The 18,986-nt window shown below is 71.8% G+C and carries 13 protein-coding genes; 2 read left to right on the plus strand and 11 right to left on the minus strand.

Annotated features, from left to right (window positions below):
- Positions 1 to 85: 85 nt before the first annotated feature.
- The 9 genes from EF387_RS06920 to EF387_RS06960 form a co-directional block, all read right to left on the minus strand.
- Complete coding sequence (locus EF387_RS06920) at positions 86 to 1,177, minus strand: pseudouridine synthase (protein ID WP_128375594.1); 1,092 nt, start codon at positions 1,175 to 1,177, stop codon at positions 86 to 88.
- Entirely contained in the window at positions 1,177 to 1,872 is a 696-nt protein-coding gene (gene scpB, locus EF387_RS06925; protein ID WP_128375595.1) for an SMC-Scp complex subunit ScpB, read from the minus strand. The genes EF387_RS06920 and scpB overlap by 1 nt, the downstream gene beginning before the upstream one ends.
- On the minus strand, positions 1,869 to 2,960 hold the full coding sequence (locus EF387_RS06930) for a segregation and condensation protein A (protein WP_420802536.1): 1,092 nt from the start codon (positions 2,958 to 2,960) through the stop codon (positions 1,869 to 1,871). The genes scpB and EF387_RS06930 overlap by 4 nt, the downstream gene beginning before the upstream one ends.
- A gap of 352 nt (positions 2,961 to 3,312) precedes the next feature.
- Positions 3,313 to 3,885, minus strand: a complete 573-nt coding sequence (locus EF387_RS06935) for a hypothetical protein (RefSeq protein WP_128375596.1) — start codon at positions 3,883 to 3,885, stop codon at positions 3,313 to 3,315.
- The gene (locus EF387_RS06940; protein ID WP_128375597.1) at positions 3,870 to 4,997 is read right to left on the minus strand and encodes a ParA family protein; all 1,128 of its coding nucleotides are present in this window, start codon (positions 4,995 to 4,997) and stop codon (positions 3,870 to 3,872) included. Before EF387_RS06940 ends, EF387_RS06935 begins: the two co-directional genes overlap by 16 nt.
- Before the next feature lie 402 nt (positions 4,998 to 5,399).
- The gene (ald, locus tag EF387_RS06945) at positions 5,400 to 6,524 is read right to left on the minus strand and encodes an alanine dehydrogenase (protein WP_128375598.1); all 1,125 of its coding nucleotides are present in this window, start codon (positions 6,522 to 6,524) and stop codon (positions 5,400 to 5,402) included.
- Positions 6,525 to 6,655: 131 nt separating this feature from the next.
- A complete protein-coding gene (locus EF387_RS06950; protein ID WP_128375599.1) occupies positions 6,656 to 8,752 on the minus strand; it encodes a tetratricopeptide repeat protein in 2,097 nt (698 codons plus the stop codon).
- A 461-nt stretch (positions 8,753 to 9,213) separates the two neighbouring features.
- Positions 9,214 to 9,840, minus strand: a complete 627-nt coding sequence (locus tag EF387_RS06955) for an NUDIX domain-containing protein (protein WP_128375600.1) — start codon at positions 9,838 to 9,840, stop codon at positions 9,214 to 9,216.
- Positions 9,841 to 9,935: 95 nt separating this feature from the next.
- The gene (locus tag EF387_RS06960; RefSeq protein WP_128375601.1) at positions 9,936 to 11,609 is read right to left on the minus strand and encodes a CTP synthase; all 1,674 of its coding nucleotides are present in this window, start codon (positions 11,607 to 11,609) and stop codon (positions 9,936 to 9,938) included.
- Between the two features lie 550 nt (positions 11,610 to 12,159).
- On the opposite strand from EF387_RS06960, the gene EF387_RS06965 reads away from it, so the two are divergent.
- Both EF387_RS06965 and EF387_RS06970 read left to right on the plus strand, forming a co-directional pair.
- Positions 12,160 to 13,962: a glycoside hydrolase family 15 protein gene (locus EF387_RS06965; RefSeq protein WP_128375629.1), complete on the plus strand. Its 1,803-nt coding sequence runs from the start codon at positions 12,160 to 12,162 to the stop codon at positions 13,960 to 13,962.
- 505 nt (positions 13,963 to 14,467) lie between these two features.
- Positions 14,468 to 16,162 carry a PucR family transcriptional regulator gene (locus tag EF387_RS06970; RefSeq protein WP_128375602.1) on the plus strand — a complete coding sequence of 565 codons (1,695 nt, stop codon included), beginning with the start codon at positions 14,468 to 14,470 and terminating at the stop codon, positions 16,160 to 16,162.
- Between the two features lie 185 nt (positions 16,163 to 16,347).
- On the opposite strand, the gene EF387_RS06975 is transcribed toward EF387_RS06970, so the two are convergent.
- On the minus strand, positions 16,348 to 17,469 hold the full coding sequence (locus EF387_RS06975; RefSeq protein ID WP_128375603.1) for a glycosyltransferase family 4 protein: 1,122 nt from the start codon (positions 17,467 to 17,469) through the stop codon (positions 16,348 to 16,350).
- 356 nt (positions 17,470 to 17,825) lie between these two features.
- The gene (locus EF387_RS06980) at positions 17,826 to 18,623 is read right to left on the minus strand and encodes a hypothetical protein (protein WP_128375604.1); all 798 of its coding nucleotides are present in this window, start codon (positions 18,621 to 18,623) and stop codon (positions 17,826 to 17,828) included.
- Positions 18,624 to 18,986 lie beyond the last annotated feature (363 nt).

Consider the following 18,986-nt stretch of genomic DNA (forward strand, 5'->3'; position numbering starts at 1 on the left):
CCCCCCCCCACCCCCCGCGGGCAACCGCGGGGGGCGGGGCCGGGGGGCCCGGGCCCCGCCCGACGGCGTGCGCAGCGGACAGGAACTACAGATCGACCTCGCGCATCAGCATCCCCACCTCGGTGTTGGACAGCCGGCGCAGCCAGCCCGACTTCTGGTCGCCGAGGGTGATCGGCCCGAAGGCGGTGCGCACCAGCTTGTCCACCGGGAAGCCGGCCTCGGCGAGCATCCGGCGCACGATGTGCTTGCGGCCCTCGTGCAGGGTCACCTCGACGAGGTAGTTCTTGCCGGTCTGCTCGACCACGCGGAAGTGGTCCGCGCGCGCGTAGCCGTCCTCCAGCTGGATGCCGTCCTTGAGCTGCTTGCCCAGGTCGCGCGGGATCGGGCCGACGATGTGCGCGAGGTAGGTCTTCTTCACGCCGTACTTGGGGTGGGTCAGCCGGTGTGCCAGCTCGCCGTGGTTGGTGAGCAGGATGACGCCCTCGGTCTCGGTGTCGAGGCGGCCCACGTGGAAGAGACGGGTCTCCCGGTTGGTGACGTAGTCGCCGAGGCACTGCCGGCCCTCGGGATCCTCCATGGTGGACACCACACCGGCGGGCTTGTTGAGCGAGAAGAACTGGTACGACTGCGTGGCCACGGTCAGCCCGTCGACCTTGATCTCGTCCTTCTCCGGGTCGACCCTGAGGCCCTGTTCGAGGACGATCTCTCCGTTGACCTCGACCCGCGCCTCCTCGATCAGCTCCTCGCAGGCACGCCGGGAGCCGTAGCCGGCCCGGGCGAGCACCTTCTGCAGCCGCTCGCCCTCCTGCTCGGCGCCGGGGAAGGTCTTGGGCAGCTTGATCTCCTTCTTGCCCGCGTACCGCTCCCGGTTGCGCTCCTCGGCCCGGGCCTCGTACTCACGGGAGCGCGCGGGTGCCGTCCGGCCGCCTCCGCGGCGCTGCTCGGACGGGGACTGCTGGGGCTTCTTCGGGCCGCCCTTGGCGCCGCCGCGCGCGGAACCGCCGCGCCCGGACTTGGGGCCGTCCTGCGTGGCACCGGGGCCCACGTCGTAGCGGCGCTCCTCGGGACGGGGCTTGCGGGGACGGCCCTGCCCCTGCCCCTGCTTCTGGTCCCTGTTGTTGCCGGCCCCGCGGTAGTTACCGCGTCCGCCACTCTTTCCGCTGCCGCTGCTTCGCATCAAAGTTCCGTCGTCGTCGGGTCGTCTGTCTCCGGTGCGCCCGGCGCGTACGCGCCCGCGATCGGCGCGTCCGGCTCGGGTGCGTCCGGATCGAACGACGGCACGGCTTCCTGTGTCTCGGCCTCGATCGCCTCCGCCTCGGGCAGGAAGGGCGCGAGCTCCGGGAGTTCGTCCAGGCCGCGCAGGCCCATCCGCTCCAGGAAGTAGTTCGTCGTCCTGTACAGGATCGCACCTGTCTCGGGTTCCGTGCCCGCCTCCTCGACCAGACCGCGCTGCAACAGGGTGCGCATCACACCGTCACAGTTCACCCCGCGCACGGCCGAGACCCGGGAACGGCTGACCGGCTGGCGGTAGGCGACCACCGCCAGTGTCTCCAGCGCCGCCTGGGTGAGGCGGGCCTGCTGGCCGTCCAGCACGAAGCGCTCGACGGCCGCGGAGTACTCGGGGCGGGTGTAGAACCGCCAGCCGCCCGCGACCAGGCGCAGTTCGAAACCGCGGCCCTGCACGGTGTATTCGTCGGCGAGCGCTCGCAGGGCGTCCGCGATCTGCCGCCGGGGCCGCTCCAGTATCTTCGCGAGGTGCTCCTCGGTCGCGGGCTCGTCCACGACCATGAGGACGGCCTCCAGGGCGGGTTTGAGGTCGAGTTCGGCGACGGTGGCCAGGCCCGCCGGGGCCTGCTGCCCGGTCTCACTCACGCCGTCTCCTCCTGCTTGTCCTTGGTGTCGTCGGTGGTGTCCTGGGGCTGCTCGGGCGGCCGGTCGAACTCGTCCGTGATCCTCGGCTCATCCTCGCCCTCGCCGCCGGTCCAGCGCACGATCAGTTCGCCGAGCGCGGTCTCCTGGTCGAGGGCGACGGCCTTCTCCCGGTACAGCTCGAGCAGGGCGAGGAAGCGGGCTACGACGGTGAGGGTGTCGTCGGTGTCCTCGACGAGCGTACGGAAGCTGGCCTCACCAAGTGCGCGCAGCCGGGCCACGACGACTGCGGCCTGCTCCTGGACGCTGACCAGTGGGGCGTGGATGTGGTCGACGTACACCTGCGGCTTGGGCTTGGGCTGCATCGCCTTGACCGCGAGCTTGGCGAACCCCTCGGCACCGATGTTGATGACGACTTCGGGGAGCAGTTCCGCGTGGTGGGCCTCGAGTCCGACGGTACGGGGGTAGCGCTTGGCCTCGTCGTCGAGCCGTCCGCTGAAGATCTCGGCGATCTGTTTATAAGCGCGGTACTGCAACAGCCGCGCGAAGAGCAGGTCGCGGGCTTCCAGCAGGGCGAGGTCGGCCTCGTCCTCGACCTCGGCGGCGGGCAGCAGCCTGGCCGCCTTCAGGTCGAGCAGGGTGGCCGCGACGACGAGGAACTCGGTCGTCTGGTCCAGGTCCCAGTCCGGTCCCATGGCCCGGATGTGCGCCATGAACTCGTCGGTGACCTTGGAGAGGGCGACTTCGGTGACGTCGAGCTTGTGCTTGGAGATGAGCTGCAGGAGCAGGTCGAAGGGCCCCTCGAAGTTCGCCAGCCGAACCTTGAAGACCCCTCCCCCGGCCTCGGCGCCCACGGTGGACTTTCCGGTACGTACGTCACTGACACCGGCCTCGGCGCCCCCACGGGGCTCACCGGTATGCGCCTCACTGACAACGGCGTCGAGGCCCCCGCCTGCCTCGCTTGCCTCGCTTGCCTCGCTCGCCTCGCCGGCCTCAACGGCCACCGACCCGCTGTCACCGGCGAGCGCCTGGGCACCCGGCCTCGCGCCCAGCCCAACCGCATCACTGGCAACCGCACCACTGGCAGTCACATCAACGGAATCCGCACCGAACGCACCGCTGGCGACCGCACCACTGGCAGCCACACCACCGGTGGGCGAACCAGCCGCCGAGGCTCCGCCTCCGGGCTCCGCCCCCACCGGCCCGGAGCTCCGCCCCGAATCGCGCTCCTCGGAATCGTGTTCCGTCGCGGGCGAGGGCTCGTCACCCACCGGAGCCCGGTCGCCGGACGGTGCGCCCTCGGCGGGCGTCGGGTGGGGTGCCGGGGCTGAGCCGTCCTCGGGCCGGCCGGGCTGTGGGGTGCCGGGGCCCCGGCCGAGGGCACGTCGGCGGCCGCCGCGGCCGGAGGGTTCGTACGAGGTCATAGCGGTCGAAGGCTACCGCCTACCGGCCCCGGAGCCTCCGCACCAGGATGCTCGCATCTCCCCGGGATTCCAGGTCCGCCAGCACCACGGCCACCGCCTCGCGAACGATGCGGCCCCGGTCGACGGCGAGCCCGTGCTCACCGCGGAGCACCAGCCGGGCGTGCTCGAGGTCCATGAGTTCCTCGGCCGACACATACACGGTGATCTTCTCGTCGTGCCGTTCCCGGCCGCTGGGCCGCCGGGCCGCACGCCCCCGCTTCCGGGTGCCCGCCGCGGCAGAACCTTCCTGCGCGGGCGCGGCCGGCTCACGCCGAACGGGGCGCTCGGCGGCAACCGAGGCGGACCGGCTGCGCGGTTCCCCCGCATCACCCTCCGGCTCGGCGGCGACGTGCTCGTCGCCCTCGCCGTCCCCGCCCTGCACGGGCACCGACGGCGGTGCGTCCTCCGCGGCGGCGGGATCGCTCTCGCCCGCCGGAGCCGGCACCCGGGCCTCGCCGTTGGCCTGGCGCCTGGGGGTGGACGACTGCAGCGCCATTCCCCCGGTGGTACGGAACAGTTCGTCGGCCCCCGGCAGACTCACTCGGCGTGACACCGGGCGAGCACCTCCCTGGCGAGCTGGCGATAGGCGGCGGCACCGACGGAGTTGGACGCGTAGGTGGTGATCGGCTCACCGGCGACCGTGGTCTCCGGGAAGCGGACCGTACGCCCGATGACCGTGTGGTAGACGTGGTCGTCGAAGGCCTCGACGACACGCGCGAGCACCTCACGGCTGTGTACCGTGCGCGAGTCGTACATGGTGGCGAGGATTCCGTCGAGCTCCAGCTCCGGGTTGAGCCGCTCCTGGACCTTCTCGATGGTCTCGGTGAGCAGCGCCACACCACGGAGGGCGAAGAACTCGCACTCCAGCGGGACGATCACCTTGTGCGCCGCCGTCAGCGCGTTCACGGTCAGCAGACCGAGCGAGGGCTGACAGTCGATCACGATGTAGTCGTAGTCGGCCATCAGCGGCTTCAGGGCGCGCTGCAGCGTCGACTCGCGGGCGACCTCGCTCACCAGCTGCACTTCGGCGGCGGACAGGTCGATGTTGCTGGGCAGCAGGTCCATGTTGGGGACCGCGGTCTTCAGCAGGACCTCGTCGGCCGCCATGCCCCGCTCCATGAGCAGGTTGTAGACGGTGAGGTCGAGCTCCATCGGGTTGACGCCCAGGCCGACCGACAGCGCCCCCTGCGGGTCGAAGTCGACCAGCAGGACACGCCGTCCGTACTCCGCGAGCGCGGCGCCCAGGTTGATGGTCGACGTCGTCTTGCCCACGCCGCCCTTCTGGTTGCACATCGCGATGATCTTCGCGGGGCCGTGGTCGGTCAGCGGGCCCGGGATCGGGAAGTAGGGCAGCGGGCGTCCCGTCGGGCCGATGCGTTCGCGGCGCTGGCGGGCGGCGTCGGGTGCGAGCGTGGCCGCGTACTCGGGATCCGGCTCGTACTCGGCGTCGGGGTCGTAGAAGTGCCCCTCGGGCAGGTCGTCGTAGTCGGCGAAGTGGGTGTGGTTCTCGCCACTTCCGTTGCCGGCCATGGCGTTCACGTGATGGCCATCCATGCTCTGGTGTGCTGTCTGAGTCACGCGGGGACTCTGGCGGGCTGCGAAGGTACGCACCGCTACGGAGCCGACAGCCTCGAGCCCCGTGGGCCCCTGGCCCCGCGCAGGCATTCCTGGTTGACCACCCCCGGGAGTAAATGTCGACTCATTCACAAGTCGTCTTACCTCCTTGGTGACCAGGAAACTTCTAGATAGGTCAGCGTGGCACCATGCCGACGGTTGGCGACTCTATGGCGTGTCGGCGGTTCGCAGCAACACAATCCGCCGGACCCGGCCCGATGTGTCGGCAACGGAACATCCCGCTGTCAAGGGCGTACGGGCGTCGCATGCCGGGTTTCCCGGGTGTGCGAATAGGTTAAAGGGCTACGTTCGAGGCGAGTTGCCCCGCGCTTCGGCGTGCTCCGAAACGTCTCCGGCCGGACCTCGGGGGCAAGGTCCGGCCGGATTCGATCCGTTGACGATGTGCGTTGACGAACGCCCTTCACACACCCTTCACCTGCGACGACTCCCGGATCAGCCGAGCAGCGAGTCCAGTTCGACGTGCTCCAGGCCGTGCGTCTCCGCGACCTCGCGGTAAACGACCTTGCCGTCATGCGTGTTGAGACCCTGGGCGAGTGCGGGGTCGCGGCGCAGCGCCTCGACCCAGCCGCGGTCGGCGAGTTCCACGATGTACGGGAGCGTGGCGTTGGTCAGCGCGTACGTCGAGGTGTTGGGGACCGCGCCGGGCATGTTGGCGACGCAGTAAAAGACCGAGTCGTGGACCGGGAAGGTCGGCTCGGCGTGGGTGGTGGGACGCGAGTCCTCGAAGCAGCCGCCCTGATCGATGGCGATGTCGACAAGGACACTTCCCGGCTTCATCCGCGCCACCAGCTCGTTGGTGACCAGTTTCGGTGCCTTGGCTCCCGGGATGAGGACGGCGCCGATGACGAGGTCGGCCTCCAGGCACGCCTTCTCCAGTTCGAAGGCGTTGGAGACAACGGTCTGGATCCGGGTGCCGAAGACCCGGTCGGCTTCCTTGAGCTTGTTGATGTCCTTGTCGAGCAGGGTCACGTGGAAACCCATGCCGATGGCGATCTGCGCGGCGTTCCAGCCGGAGACACCGCCGCCGATGACCACCGCCCGGCCGGCCGCCACGCCCGGGACACCGCCGGGCAGCACGCCGCGACCGCCGTTGGTGCGCATCAGGTGGTAAGCGCCGACCTGCGGGGCGAGCCGTCCGGCCACCTCGGACATGGGCGCGAGCAGCGGCAGGGCACGGTTGGGGAGTTCGACGGTCTCGTACGCGATCGCCGTGGTGCCCGACTCCAGCAGGGCCTCGGTGCACTCCTTGGAGGCGGCCAGGTGCAGATACGTGAAGAGCGTCTGGTCCTTGCGGAGGCGGTGGTACTCCTCGGCGATGGGCTCCTTGACCTTGAGCAGCAGGTCGGCGGTGGCCCAGACCTCGTCGGCGGTCCCGAGGATCTCGGCGCCGGCCGCGACGAACTCGGCGTCCGTGATGGAGGAGCCGACGCCTGCGTTCCGTTCGATGACGACCTGGTGGCCGTGTCGCACCAGCTCGTGCACACCGGCGGGGGTGATGGCCACCCGGAACTCGTTGTTCTTGACCTCGCGGGGAATGCCGACCTTCACGTCGATCACGGTCCTTGGCTCAGGGATTGTGGAAACGCGCACATACCGGAACGCACGGGGCGTACCAGGAGACACCGCACGAGAAGGTGCGGCAGAGCCAGTCTAATGAAGGTGTTCCCCGTGTCTAGCCTTTCAATGCATCAATCTTCGGCTGATGTACTACGGATTTCGCAGGTGTTAGCGCCTTGTTCCATGGTCTGCATGGCTGGATCGCGCTCCTGGACCTCGTCTCCCAGCATGCGCTCGGCCGCGGCGCGGTGCAGCCGGGCGGCCGCCGGGTCCCCGAGGCGCTCCAGCGTGTCGGCGAGTCGCAGCCGCAGCGCGGCCTGCAGCCGTGCGTCCTCGGCGTGGCGTGCCCACTCGACCGCCTCCTCGCCGAGGCGCAGTGCCTCCTCGGGGCGACCCGCCTGCTCGTGGACCCGCGCGGTCTCGCTCAACGCCCGTGCCAGGGCCGCGGGATCGCCGTTCCGGCGGTGCCCGGTGACGGCGGAGCTCCAGTTGCGCAGCGCCTCGTCGTAGCGGCCGGCGTGGGTGTGTGCGACGGCGATGCGGCCGTACAGCCGGGCGGCGTCCTCCCGCTCGTCCCGGGCGAGCCGCTGGGCGAGCGCGCGGCCGTACCAGTCGGCGGCCCGGTCGTGGTCCCCCAGTTCCTGGTGGGCGGCACCTACGGATTCCATGGCGCGCCCGGTCGTGTACGGGTCGTTCGCCGCACGTCCGGCGTCCAGGGCGGCCCGGTAGCGGGCGAGGGCCTGCGTCGTCCGGCCGGCTTCGGCGTCCAGGTCGGCGAGGTTGAGCAGCGCGGCGGCCTTCTCGCGCGGCAGGTCGCGGCGCTCGGCCACGTCGAGCAGGAGCCGGTGCAGTTCGTACAGCTCGGGTGCAGACGCCCTGGTGCCGAAGTGGGCCACCATGGCCCGGACGAGGGCGGCCAGGAGACGGCGCGCCAGGGTGTCCAGCTCGCCGTCGGCGGCGGCGGTCCGGGCCGCGGCCAGCAGCGCGGGCCGGCGGATGCGCAGCCATTCGGCGGCGGCCCTGGGGTCCGGGAAGCGCAGTGCCTTGGGCAGTTCGGCGAGCCGGTCCCGGGCGAGCAGGCTGTCGGTCTCGGTGATCGCACGACACGACTGCAGCAGCCGTACGGTCCGTTCCAGCATCCTGGCCCGGGCCAACTGGAGTTCGGCGGGCCGCTCCTCGCTCCTGGCGAGCAGCCTCAGCTCGGGCAGCAGACAGGCCCGGACCTCGTACTGCGGCAGCGGCGAGTCCACGGCGTGCAGGAAGCCGAGCCGTACGAAGTCCTCCAGTGCGGCGCCGGCGTCGGGGACCGAACAGCCCGCCAGCGCCGAGGCGGTGTGCGGGTCGACCAGTCCGGCGGGTGCGAGCGAGAGCAGCCGCAGGGTGCGGGCCGCTGAGGGGTTCAGCGCGGCGTGGGCGAGCCGGAAGACCCGGGTCAGGGGCGCGCTCTCCGCGCTTTCCGGGCCGCTGCGCAGTTGTCGGCCCAGGTCGGCGACGGCGGCCTTGGGCCGGGCACCGAGCCAGGCCCCGGCGATCATCAGCGCGGCGGGCTGACCGGCGCAACTCTCGACCAGGCCCTCGGCGGCGAGCGGGTCGACGGTGATACGGACCGAGCCGGTGTAGCGCTCGAGGAGTTCCACCCCGGACTTGGTGTCCAGACCGCCCAGCGTGCAGGGCCGGACGTCCGGGATCCCGGTCAGCGGTCCGGCCGACACCGCGACGACCAGGCAGTCGGGGGTGTCGGGGAGCAGTGCGTCGACCTGTTCCGCGTCGGCCGCGTCGTCCAGCAGGAGCAGCACGCGACGGGTGGCGAGCGCCTCACGCAGGGTTTCGGTGAGGTCGTCCTCATCGGCGCCGGGGGGCGCGGACACACCGAGCGCGGCGAGCAGTTCGCGTGCGGTGCGGTCGGTGGGTACGGGGGTGCCGTCCAGGTCGGTCAGTCGGGCCCGCAGACTTCCGTCCGGGTAACTCTCGGCGACCTGCCGGGCGAGTTCCTCGGCGAGCGCGGTGCGGCCGGAGCCGGGGCGTCCGGCGATCAGCAGCACCCGTGCGCGGGGAGCCTTGCGGCCCGCGAGCGTGTCGAGTCCGGCGCGCTCGATGTCGGCCCGGAGTTCCTTCAACTCCCTTGTGCGGCCAAGAAACTGACTCTCCGTGGGGGCGGAGGCGGCAGCCGGGCGCTGCTCCTGTGCCGACACGATGGTGTCGCCGCTGTCCCCTGCCTGTTCCGTCACGGGCCACGCTCCCGTCCCACTGCGCACACCTGCCAAGCCGGGACTCCGGTCCGGGCGTCCTCCGAGCCTAGTTCACGCTCTGCAACGCACCTGGTGAATCACGGCAGGGAGGTCCCTCGATCGGATCAGGTGATGGTACGACCGGGCGGTGAGTGCGGATGCCACGCAGAGCGGGTTTTTCGCCCCCGCCCCTACCTGCCACGAACCCGGGGGTTCCACTCGGACCCGGGAGTCCGCCCCGGACAGAGCTTGAGGGAAGCCCGATGACGGTGCGGTTCACGCCGATGAGCGGGAGTCCGTTCGCCTCCGGGGCGCGGAAGACCGTGTCGAAGAGCTCGCAGGTGCCATCGGCCGCCGCCACGCCATGGAGGGGGAGCCTCGGGAACACGGACGGGTAGGGCGGAGGTGGGGCGAAAACCCCACCTCGGCACAGACGAGCAGTCAGGCGGCGGCCGGCGGGCCTACGCCTCGAACGGCCGGGCCGGCCACGGCGCGTCCGCGGGCCGCAGCGCGTCGAGCCCGTCCCCGCCCCGCGCGGCCACCAGGGAAAGAACCCCCACCACCAGACAGTTGTTGTGCAACTCCCCCGCCAGTACGCCCCGCACCAGCTCCTCCACCGGCACCCGGGCCAGCTCCATGTCCGCTTCCTCGTCCTCGACCACGAACCGCCGCCCCTCCGCCTCGGACAGATCCCGCGCGAGGAAGATGCGGACGGCCTCGTCGCAGCCGCCGGGTGTGGTGTAGACGTCGGTAAGGACACGCCAGTCCTCGGCCTTCACATGGGCCTCTTCGTACAGCTCCCGCTGCGCCGCGTGCAGCGGGTTCTCACCGGGCACGTCGAGCAGCCCGGCGGGGATCTCCCAGAGCTTGTGCCGCACGGGGTGGCGGTACTGGCGGAGCACCAGCACCCGGTCCTGGTCGTCGAGGGCGAGGACGGCCACCGAACCGGGGTGGACCTGGTAGTCGCGGTGCACAACCGAACCGTCCGGCATGACCACGTCGTCGGTGCGCACGGAGGTCTTGTTCCCGACGAAGGGAGTGGCGGTCGCCCTGATCTCCCACTCCTCCGGGGTGTCCTTGATGGTCATGTCGACTCGTCCTCCCACACGCACAATCCCGGACCGGCCGGAGCCGGGGCAGGGACCGTGAACGCCCGCACCCCGGCAACCGTACAGCTCTCGTGTCACTCGCCCGTCTTGCCCATGTCGCGCTGCCGCGCGACCGCCGCCCGGATCAGTCCCGTGAACAGCGGGTGCGGCCGGGTCGGCCGGGAGCGCAGCTCGGGGTGGGCCTGCGTGGCGACCAGATAAGGGTGGACGTCACGCGCGTACTCGACGTACTCCACGAGCTTGCCGTCCGGCGACGTGCCGGAGAACACCAGCCCGGCCTTCTTCTCCAGCTCGGCCCGGTAGGCGTTGTTGACCTCGTAGCGGTGCCGGTGCCGCTCCTCGACGTACTCCTTGCCGTCGTACACCTCCCGCACCAGCGACCCCTCGGCGAGCTTCGCCGGGTACATGCCCAGCCGCATGGTGCCACCCATGTCGCCCTCGCCGGCGACGATGTCGAGCTGCTCGGCCATGGTGGAGATCACCGGGTGGCCGGTGCCGGAGTCGAACTCGGTGGAGTTGGCGTCGTCGATGCCCGCGAGGTTGCGTGCCGCCTCGATGACGATGCACTGCAGGCCGAGGCAGAGGCCGAGCAGCGGGATCCTGTTCTCGCGGGCGTACTGGATCGCGCCGACCTTGCCGGAGACACCGCGGTCGCCGAAGCCGCCGGGGATGCAGATCGCGTCCACGTCCCCGAGCTGCTTCGCGGCGCCCGCCGGGGTCTTGCAGTCGTCGGAGGTGACCCACTTGATCTTCACGCGGGCGTGGTTGGCGAAGCCGCCCGCGCGCAGTGCCTCGGTCACGGAGAGATAGGCGTCGGGCAGGTCGATGTACTTGCCGACGAGCGCGAGGTGGATCTCGTGCCGCGGGTTGTGGACACGGTCGAGCAGGTCGTCCCAGATCGTCCAGTCCACGTCCCGGAACGGCAGGTCGAGCTTGCGCACGACGTAGGCGTCGAGGCCCTCGGTGTGCAGCACCTTCGGGATGTCGTAGATCGACTTGGCGTCGATGGCCGCGACCACGGCCGCCTCGTCGACGTCGCACATCAGCGAGATCTTGCGCTTGATCGCGGTGGGCACGTCACGGTCGGCGCGCAGCACGATCGCGTCCGGCTGGATACCGATGTTGCGCAGCGCCGCAACCGAGTGCTGGGTCGGCTTCGTCTTCAGCTCTCCCGAGGGGCCGATGTAAGGCAGGAGAGAGATGTGAACGACGAAGACGTTGTCCCGGCCGACCTCGTGCCGGACCTGGCGCACGGTCTCCAGGAAGGGCAGCGACTCGATGTCGCCGACGGTGCCGCCCACCTCGGTGATCACCACATCCACGTCCTCCGTCGCCATGCGCCGGATGCGGTTCTTGATCTCGTTGGTGATGTGCGGGATGACCTGCACGGTGTCGCCCAGGTACTCGCCGCGCCGCTCCTTGGCGATGACCGTCGAATACACCTGGCCCGTGGTGACGTTGGCGGAGCCGTCCAGGTCGACGTCGAGGAAACGCTCGTAGTGCCCGATGTCGAGGTCGGTCTCCGCGCCGTCGTTGGTGACGAACACCTCACCGTGCTGGAAGGGGTTCATCGTGCCCGGGTCGACGTTGAGATACGGGTCGAGCTTCTGCATCGTGACCCGAAGACCCCTGGCCTTGAGCAGCGCACCCAGGCTGGAGGCGGTCAGACCCTTGCCGAGGGAGGAGGCGACACCCCCGGTGACGAAGATGTGCTTGGTCGTCGCGGATGTCGAGGAACGAGTCGGCATGGCCAAGAGGGGGCTCCCGTGGTCGCGGTCTGGGGTGCGTACCGGCTGCCGGGCCGGAGATCTCCGGAGGTGCCGTCGCTGCGGTTCGGGGGTAACGTGCCCACCGGTCCACGGGCTACCAGCGTATCAGCGCGCGGGCGGCCGTGCTCCGGCCGCCAGGAGTGCTTCCCGCCACGCTTTCCGCCCGGACGGCCACGCGCCCCACGGGGAGCGGCACACTGGTTCTCAGGGGCCCCGGGGGACGCTCACTCGACCGGCGCAGTCCGGTTGTCCGGAGCGGCACGCGGATCACTGAGGTGCGTCGTATCCTGCTCGGACCCCTTGCTGCCGAGCCGGCCGGCAAACGGCACCACCCCACGCCCGTGCCCCCGGAACCGAAGAGCTCGTCAGCCCATTCAGCAGCGACACATTCAGCAGCAACCCACTCAGCAGTGACGTCAGCAATGGCGTTTCCAGAACGATCAACCCCCTTTTCAAGAACATCCATTCCCTTGACCGCAAGAGCGACCGCCCCTCGGGGGGCGACGTGGCCGTTCGACTGGAGAAGCACGTGGCCGGGCACATCGAGGACTATGCCCTTATCGGAGACATGCAGACCGCAGCGCTGGTCTGCCGGAACGGGACGGTGGACTGGCTCTGCCTGCCCCGTTTCGACTCCCATGCCGTCTTCGCGGGACTGCTCGGCACGGAGGAGCACGGCTTCTGGCGCCTGGGCCCGGCCCATCCGGCGGACACCGAACCGCCCAGAGCCGCACGCCGGCGGTACCGTGGCGACTCCCTGATCCTCGAGTCCGAGTGGGACACCCCGCGCGGCACGGTCCGTGTGACGGACTTCATGCCGCCCCGTGACGGCGCGCCGCAACTGATCCGCATCGTCGAGGGCGTCACGGGCCGCGTCCCGATGCGTTCCACGCTGCGGATGCGTTTCTCGTACGGGCGCGTGGTGCCCTGGGTGCACAAGCACGAGGGCCGGACGGTGGCCGTCGCCGGACCGGACTCCGTGTGGTTCGACACCTCCGCCGAGACCTACGGCAAGTCGCTGACCACCTACGCGGACTTCACGGTGGCGCCGGGCGACCGCATCGCCTTCACCATCTCCTGGCAGCCCTCGCACAAGGAGCCGCCGGCGCTGCCGGAGCCGGAGCAGTCGCTGGAGGCGACGGAGGAGTTCTGGCGCGACTGGGTGGAGCACTGCACGTACCACGGCCCCTACCGCGAGGCCGTCGTCCGCTCCCTGATCACCCTCAAGGCGCTGACGTACGCCCCGACCGGCGGCATCGTCGCCGCGCCCACCACCTCGCTGCCGGAGCACATCGGCGGTGTCCGCAACTGGGACTACCGTTACACGTGGCTGCGCGACGCGGCGATCACCCTGTCGTCGCTGCTGCGCACCGGCTACCGCGAGGAGGCCCGGGCCTGGCGCGAGTGGCTGCTGCGCGCGGTCGCGGGCGACCCGGAGAACCTGCAGATCATGTACGGCATCGCCGGCGAACGGGAGCTGGGCGAGGCCGAGTTGGACTGGCTGCCCGGCTACGAGAACTCCGCCCCGGTCCGGGTCGGCAACGGCGCCGCGCACCAGCTGCAGCTGGACGTGTATGGCGAGGTCACCGAGGCACTGCACCTGGCCCATATGACCGGTCTGGCGCGCAACGACTACGCCTCCCTCCTCCAGCTGAAGCTGATCCGCTATCTGGAGGACCACTGGGACGTACCGGACGAGGGCATCTGGGAGGTGCGCGGACCGCGCCGGCACTTCGTGCACTCCAAGGTGATGGCCTGGGTCGCCGTCGACCGCACGATCAAGCTGATCGAGTCGGGCGACGCGGACGGTCCGCTGGAGAAGTGGCGTGAGTTGCGTGACGACATCCACCGGGACGTGTGTGAGAAGGGTTACGACAAGGAACGCAACACCTTCACCCAGTCCTACGGCTCCAAGGAACTGGACGCCTCGCTGCTGCTGATCCCGCAGATGGGCTTCCTGCCGCCGGACGACAAGCGCGTGATCGGCACGATCGAGGCGATCCAGCGCGAGCTGTCCACACCGGACGGGTTCATCCTGCGGTACGCGACCCAGGGCGAGGACGAGGGTCTGGACGGTCTGCCGGGCGACGAGGGGGCGTTCCTGGCCTGCTCGTTCTGGATGGCCGACGACCTGGCGATGATCGGCCGCGTGGACGAGGCCCGCAAGCTCTTCGAGAAGCTGCTGGCCCTGCGCAACGACCTGGGCCTGCTGGCGGAGGAGTGGGACCCGCGGCTCAAGCGCCAAGTGGGCAACTTCCCGCAGGCGTTCAGCCATGTGCCGCTGATCGACACGGCGCTGCGACTGACGGCTTCCGGGGCCTACGGGGGCTGAGCCTCGCGCGCGGACTGCGGCGGGACGACCCCCGCCGCAGTCGGACACCGCCCACGGCCGGCAGTACCGCGCACCCCCGGCCGTCGGACACCGCTCACCCCGGCAGTCAGCGCCAGCCCCGCCGGACAACGCCCACCGCCGCCAGCCAACGCCAACCCCGCCGGACAGCGCTCACTGCCGCCAGTCTCGGCACCCCACGGCCGTTCGATCGGCAGCCGCGGCCTCGTCCGGTCGGTACCCGAGGCCGTCGGCCGGCAGCCGCCGCCGTCTGACACCGTCCACCGCCGACAGTCAGCGCCAACCCCGCCGGACAGTGCCCACCGCCAGTCTCGGCACCCGCGGCCGTTCAGTCGGCAGCCGCTGCCGCCGGACAACGCCCACCCCCGCCAGTCGGCACCCGCGGCCGTCGGCCGGCAACCGCCGCCGTCCGCGGGGCCCGACCGGTGCTCGGTTCACTACCGGCCGTACCTGTCGCGGGCGTGTATCCGCAGGTAGCGTCCGCATCATGAACAGCCCCACCGGCAGCCGGACCCCGGACAGCCCCGCCGACCCGGGCGCCGAGCCGCACGGTGCCGGGATCACCGTCCAGCGGGCGCTGGAGCTGCCCGGTCTGCGCAGCGGGCTGCCCGAAGTCCTGTCCGGCGCCGACCGACTGGAGCGCACCATCCGCTGGGTGCACGCGGGCGAGGTGCCGAACATCGCCTCCCTCCTCAAGGGCGGCGAACTGCTGCTGACCACGGGGTACGGGCTCGGCACCCGCCCCGCCGAGCAGCGCGCGTTCGTCCGGACCCTGGCCGAGCGGGGCATCGCCGCGCTGGTCGTGGAGCTGGGCACCCGGTTCACCCGGCTGCCCACGGCGCTGGTGGAGACGGCACGGTCGACCGGTCTGCCGCTGGTGCAGCTGCACCGGGAAGTGCCGTTCGTCGCCGTCACCGAGGAGGTCCACACCGAGATCGTCAACGGTCACTACGCGCTGCTCCAGCGGGCCGAGGAGGTGCACCGGCGCTGCACCGGGGCACTGCTCGGCGGCGGCGGTGTCCCCCAGGTGCTGGACATCCTCGCGGAGTTCTGCGCGAACCCCGTCTTCCTCGAGACGCCCGACGGACAGCTCCTCTACGCGGCCGGCACCGGGCCCGCCCACGCCGATCCGCTCCAGGTGTGGGAGGGCATGCGCGGACACCACCGTGGACACCCCGGCGGTCACCAGCGGGCCGAACCACCCGCGGGGACGGCGCTGATCGACGTGCCCGGCGGTGGGCCCGGCACCGGCTCGGTGCGCGCCCGGCTGGTTCTGCTGCCGGTGTCGGCTTCCCTGGCCCCGGTGCACCGGATGGCGGCGGAGCGGGCCGCGGGGATCCTCGCCGTGGTTCTGATGCAGGCGCGCCAGGAGGAGGAGCTGGCGGCCCGCGGCCGCGGCGACTTCCTCACCGACCTCGCCGAGGGCCGTATCGCGGCCGGGGACGCGCCGGCACAGGCCCGGGTGCTGGGCTTCAAACAGGGCACGGGCCCCCTGCTCCCGGTGGTGATGCGGCTGGCCGACGGCTTGTCCCCCAGTGGTGGCGGCTGGGCGGTGCTGGCGCGCGCCGTCGCCGAGGAGCTGGCGTCGGTGGGGGTGCCGGTGCTGGTCGGCGTTCGGCCGGTGGAGGGCCGTGTACCGCTGCTGCTGGGCCTGCGCTCGGAGACCGAGCGGGGGGCCGTCGCGGACCGGGTGGCGGCGGCCCTGCGGGCCGGTGTGGAACGGTCCGGGATGCAGCGGCCCGGTGTTAGGGCGCCCGTGGTGGTGGTCGGGGTGGCGGGCGGCTGGACGGCGGCGTCGGCGGGGCTGCGCCATGCGGCGGAGACGGCGACGGCCGCGCAGGGGCTCGCGGACCGCCCTTGGTACGACGCGCGCCGCCTCGACATCGACCTCCTGCTGTGGCGGCTGCGCGACCACCCGGACCTCGCGGCGTTCGTGGGCCGTGCGATCGGCCCGCTGCGGGACCACGACAACAGTGCGCGGCCGCCGCTGCTGCCCACGCTGGAGACGTATCTCGCCCATGCGGGCCGCAAGGCGGAGACGGCCCGCGAACTGCATCTGAACCGTCAGACGCTCTACAACCGGCTCGCCCGGATCGGGGAACTGCTGGGCAGCGACCTGGACGATCCGCAGACGGTACTGACCCTGAGCCTGGCACTGCGGGCCCGCAGGCTCGTGCAATGAGCCGGGGAAACCGGCGCCGGAGCGGGGCGGGGGGCGCAGGGCGAGGGGCGCAGGGCGAGGGGCGAGGGGCGCGGGGCGCTGGGCGCTGGGCCCATGAGAACGAAAAGGACGCGGCGCCCGGGCTATGAGAACGGAAAGGGCGCGGTGCCGGGGCTACCAGACCGGAAAGGGCGCGGGCCTTGGGGCTAGGAGAACGGGAAGGGCTTGGTCAGTTCGTCGTACACGCTGAGGACCTGAGCCACCGTCTCGTCCTCGGTGGGCCAGGTCGCGGCCTGGGACTCGCCCCGGTCCTTGAGCAGTTCCCTGCGGTCCGCGTCGGCCAGCAGGCGCAGGACGGCACCACCGAGCGCCTCCGCGTCACCGGCCGGGACCAGCTCCGCCGCGTCACCGACGAGTTCCCGGATGCCGTCGACGTCCGCCGCGACGAACGGCACCCGCGCGTGCAGCGCCTCGTGGACCAGGACGGCGCGCGCTTCGCGGCTGCCGGGCAGCAGCGCGAGATCGGCGGCGGCGAGGAGCTCCGTGAGGTCGTCGCGCGGCCCGATGAGCCGGGCCGGCAGCCCTTCGTCGTCGATGCGCCGCCGCAGCGCGCCGCGCAGCGGCCCGTCGCCGGCGATCACCAGCAGCGGTACCGGGTCGAGCCGCCGCCAGGCGCGCGTGGCGTCCAGCAGCGTGTCATAGCCGCGGTGCCCGTCGAGCGAGCCGGCGGCGATGAGCAACGGGCGGCCGGTCGCTCCCAGTTCGGCCCGGGTCTTCTCCCGCTGCGCGAGGTCGACACGGCGCGGTACGGGCAGTGCGGCGGCGGCGAGCCGGGCGTCTCGTGCCCCCCTGCTGCGGGCCCGGTCGACGAGGTCGGTCGAGGTGCCGAGGACGACGGTGGCGGCCTTGGCGACCCGTCGTTCCAGCAGCCACAGCAGATGGGCGCGCGCGCCTTCGGCGTGTTCGCGGTTGTGCCAGGTCACCACGAGCGGTGTGCGACGCCCGCCGAGCGCCAGGACGGTCCGGAAGGCGGAGTGCAGTCCGTGCGCGTGCACGAGGTCGGCGTCGGCGGTCGCCAGTCGCAGGGCGGCGACGGTGGCGGGGTCGCTGCGCCGCGGAACGGGCACGTGCCGGGCACCGGCGCCGGTGAAGTCGTACGTCAGGTCGGCCGCCGTCGGGGCGCAGACGGTGACCCGGACGCCCCGTGCGACCAGCCCCGAGGCCAGCGACCGCACATGCGTGCTGCTGCCCGCGCTGCCGCCGCCGAGCACGTGCACGGTACGCAGCGGCGGCTGTCCGTGCGGTGAGTGGCTGCTCACGTGGATCACGTGGCCGGGGCTCCTGGTTCGGCGTCGGGCGGTCACGAAGGAACATGGGAAACGTGCGGAGGCGTGGCGCGGTGGGGTGTGCGCGCGTGACCCCCTGCCAAGGATGCCAGGCCGTACGGGTGTTCCGGGACCACCGAGGCCCCGGTCCTGCGACCTCGCGGGCAACTCGCCGCAGCCAATCACCCACACGAGTGACCGAGGCACACGAAAGTACCGGCGGCGTGCCCCGACTTCACACGCACGCACGGCGTGGGTCCGTACGGACGGGCGTGTCGCGCCGAGTTGCCTCAAGAGTTCTGAAGCCGGACTCCTCCCTTGTTCGAGGTTCCAGGACGCATCGCAAGGGCGCGGCCCGTTCACACCGCCGGCTCGTGCGCCGCCGTGTGGCGGGGAACGCCGAGTCGGCGCGCCGAGTCGCTGACCTTTTCCCCGTACACGGCGGCCGCCACCACCGCGACGGCGTGGGCGAGCAGTCCCGCGCGCCCGTTGGCGGCGACGACGGCGGCCCCCAGCGCAGCCCCCAGGGCGTGCGCGCCGGTGTCCCCGATCATCGCGCGCTCCCCCAGATCGTCCGGCAGCACGGCGGCCGCGGCTCCCATGGCGGCGGCGGCCAGCTCCCCGGCGGGCCCGCCTCGCAACAGCCCGGGCGCGCCCAGGGCAAGCACGGCCCCGGCGGCTCTTCCGGGCCGCACGTCCACGAGATTGACGAAGTGCGCGGCCCCCGCGATGACCACCCCCGCCAGCACCTTGTCGACCACCCGCTCCTTCAGCACTGCCCCCGCGACGAGCCCGGCGGCGGACACGCCGAGCAGCTTGACGGTCCCGCTGGTGAGTTCACCGTCCCGCAGGGCGGAAAGATGCGCCCGGAACCCCCGCCGCGGATCGCCGTCCCCGACGACGTCGTCGTACGCCCCGCACGCCCCGGCAACGCACACGGCACCCCCGACGACACCCCGGACCCGCCCGGCCCCGAGCCCCGCCGCGAGCGCCGCGGCGGGCCCGGCGTACAACTCGACCGTCCCACCCCGGTAGTTCGTCCGCGTCCAGCGCTCACGGCCACCGGGACCCGTGGAACGCAGGGCGACATTGAGGAGACGGGTAACGGCGGCCGCGAAACCGAACGAGGAACTCCGGGGGAAACGACGACTGATCATGCGCGTCACCCTAGGGGGCCGGGGAGCGGGCGGAGGGAGGCGGGCGGCCGGGGAGAACGTCGACCGCCCGGCGGGTGCGGGAGACTTCCGCGGCGCGGTGCGGAGGACGGCCGCGGCGCAGTCCGGAAGACCGCCGCAGACGAGCCGGTACGGCAGGTAGGCCCCGGCGTAGTCCGGAAGACCGCCGCAGAGGAGCCGGTACGGCAGGTAGGCCCCGGCGTAGTCCAGAAGACCGCCGCAGAGGAGCCGGTACGGCGGGTAGCCCCGGCGCGACGGAAGACGGCCCCGGCACGGTGCGGAAGACCGCCACGGCGCAGTCCAGACCGCCGCAGACGAGCCGGTACGGCGGGTAGGCCCCGGCAC

Origin of the sequence: Streptomyces cavernae (assembly GCF_004023625.1) — a bacterium.
In the GTDB taxonomy this organism is placed as follows: Bacteria; Actinomycetota; Actinomycetes; order Streptomycetales; family Streptomycetaceae; genus Streptomyces; species Streptomyces cavernae.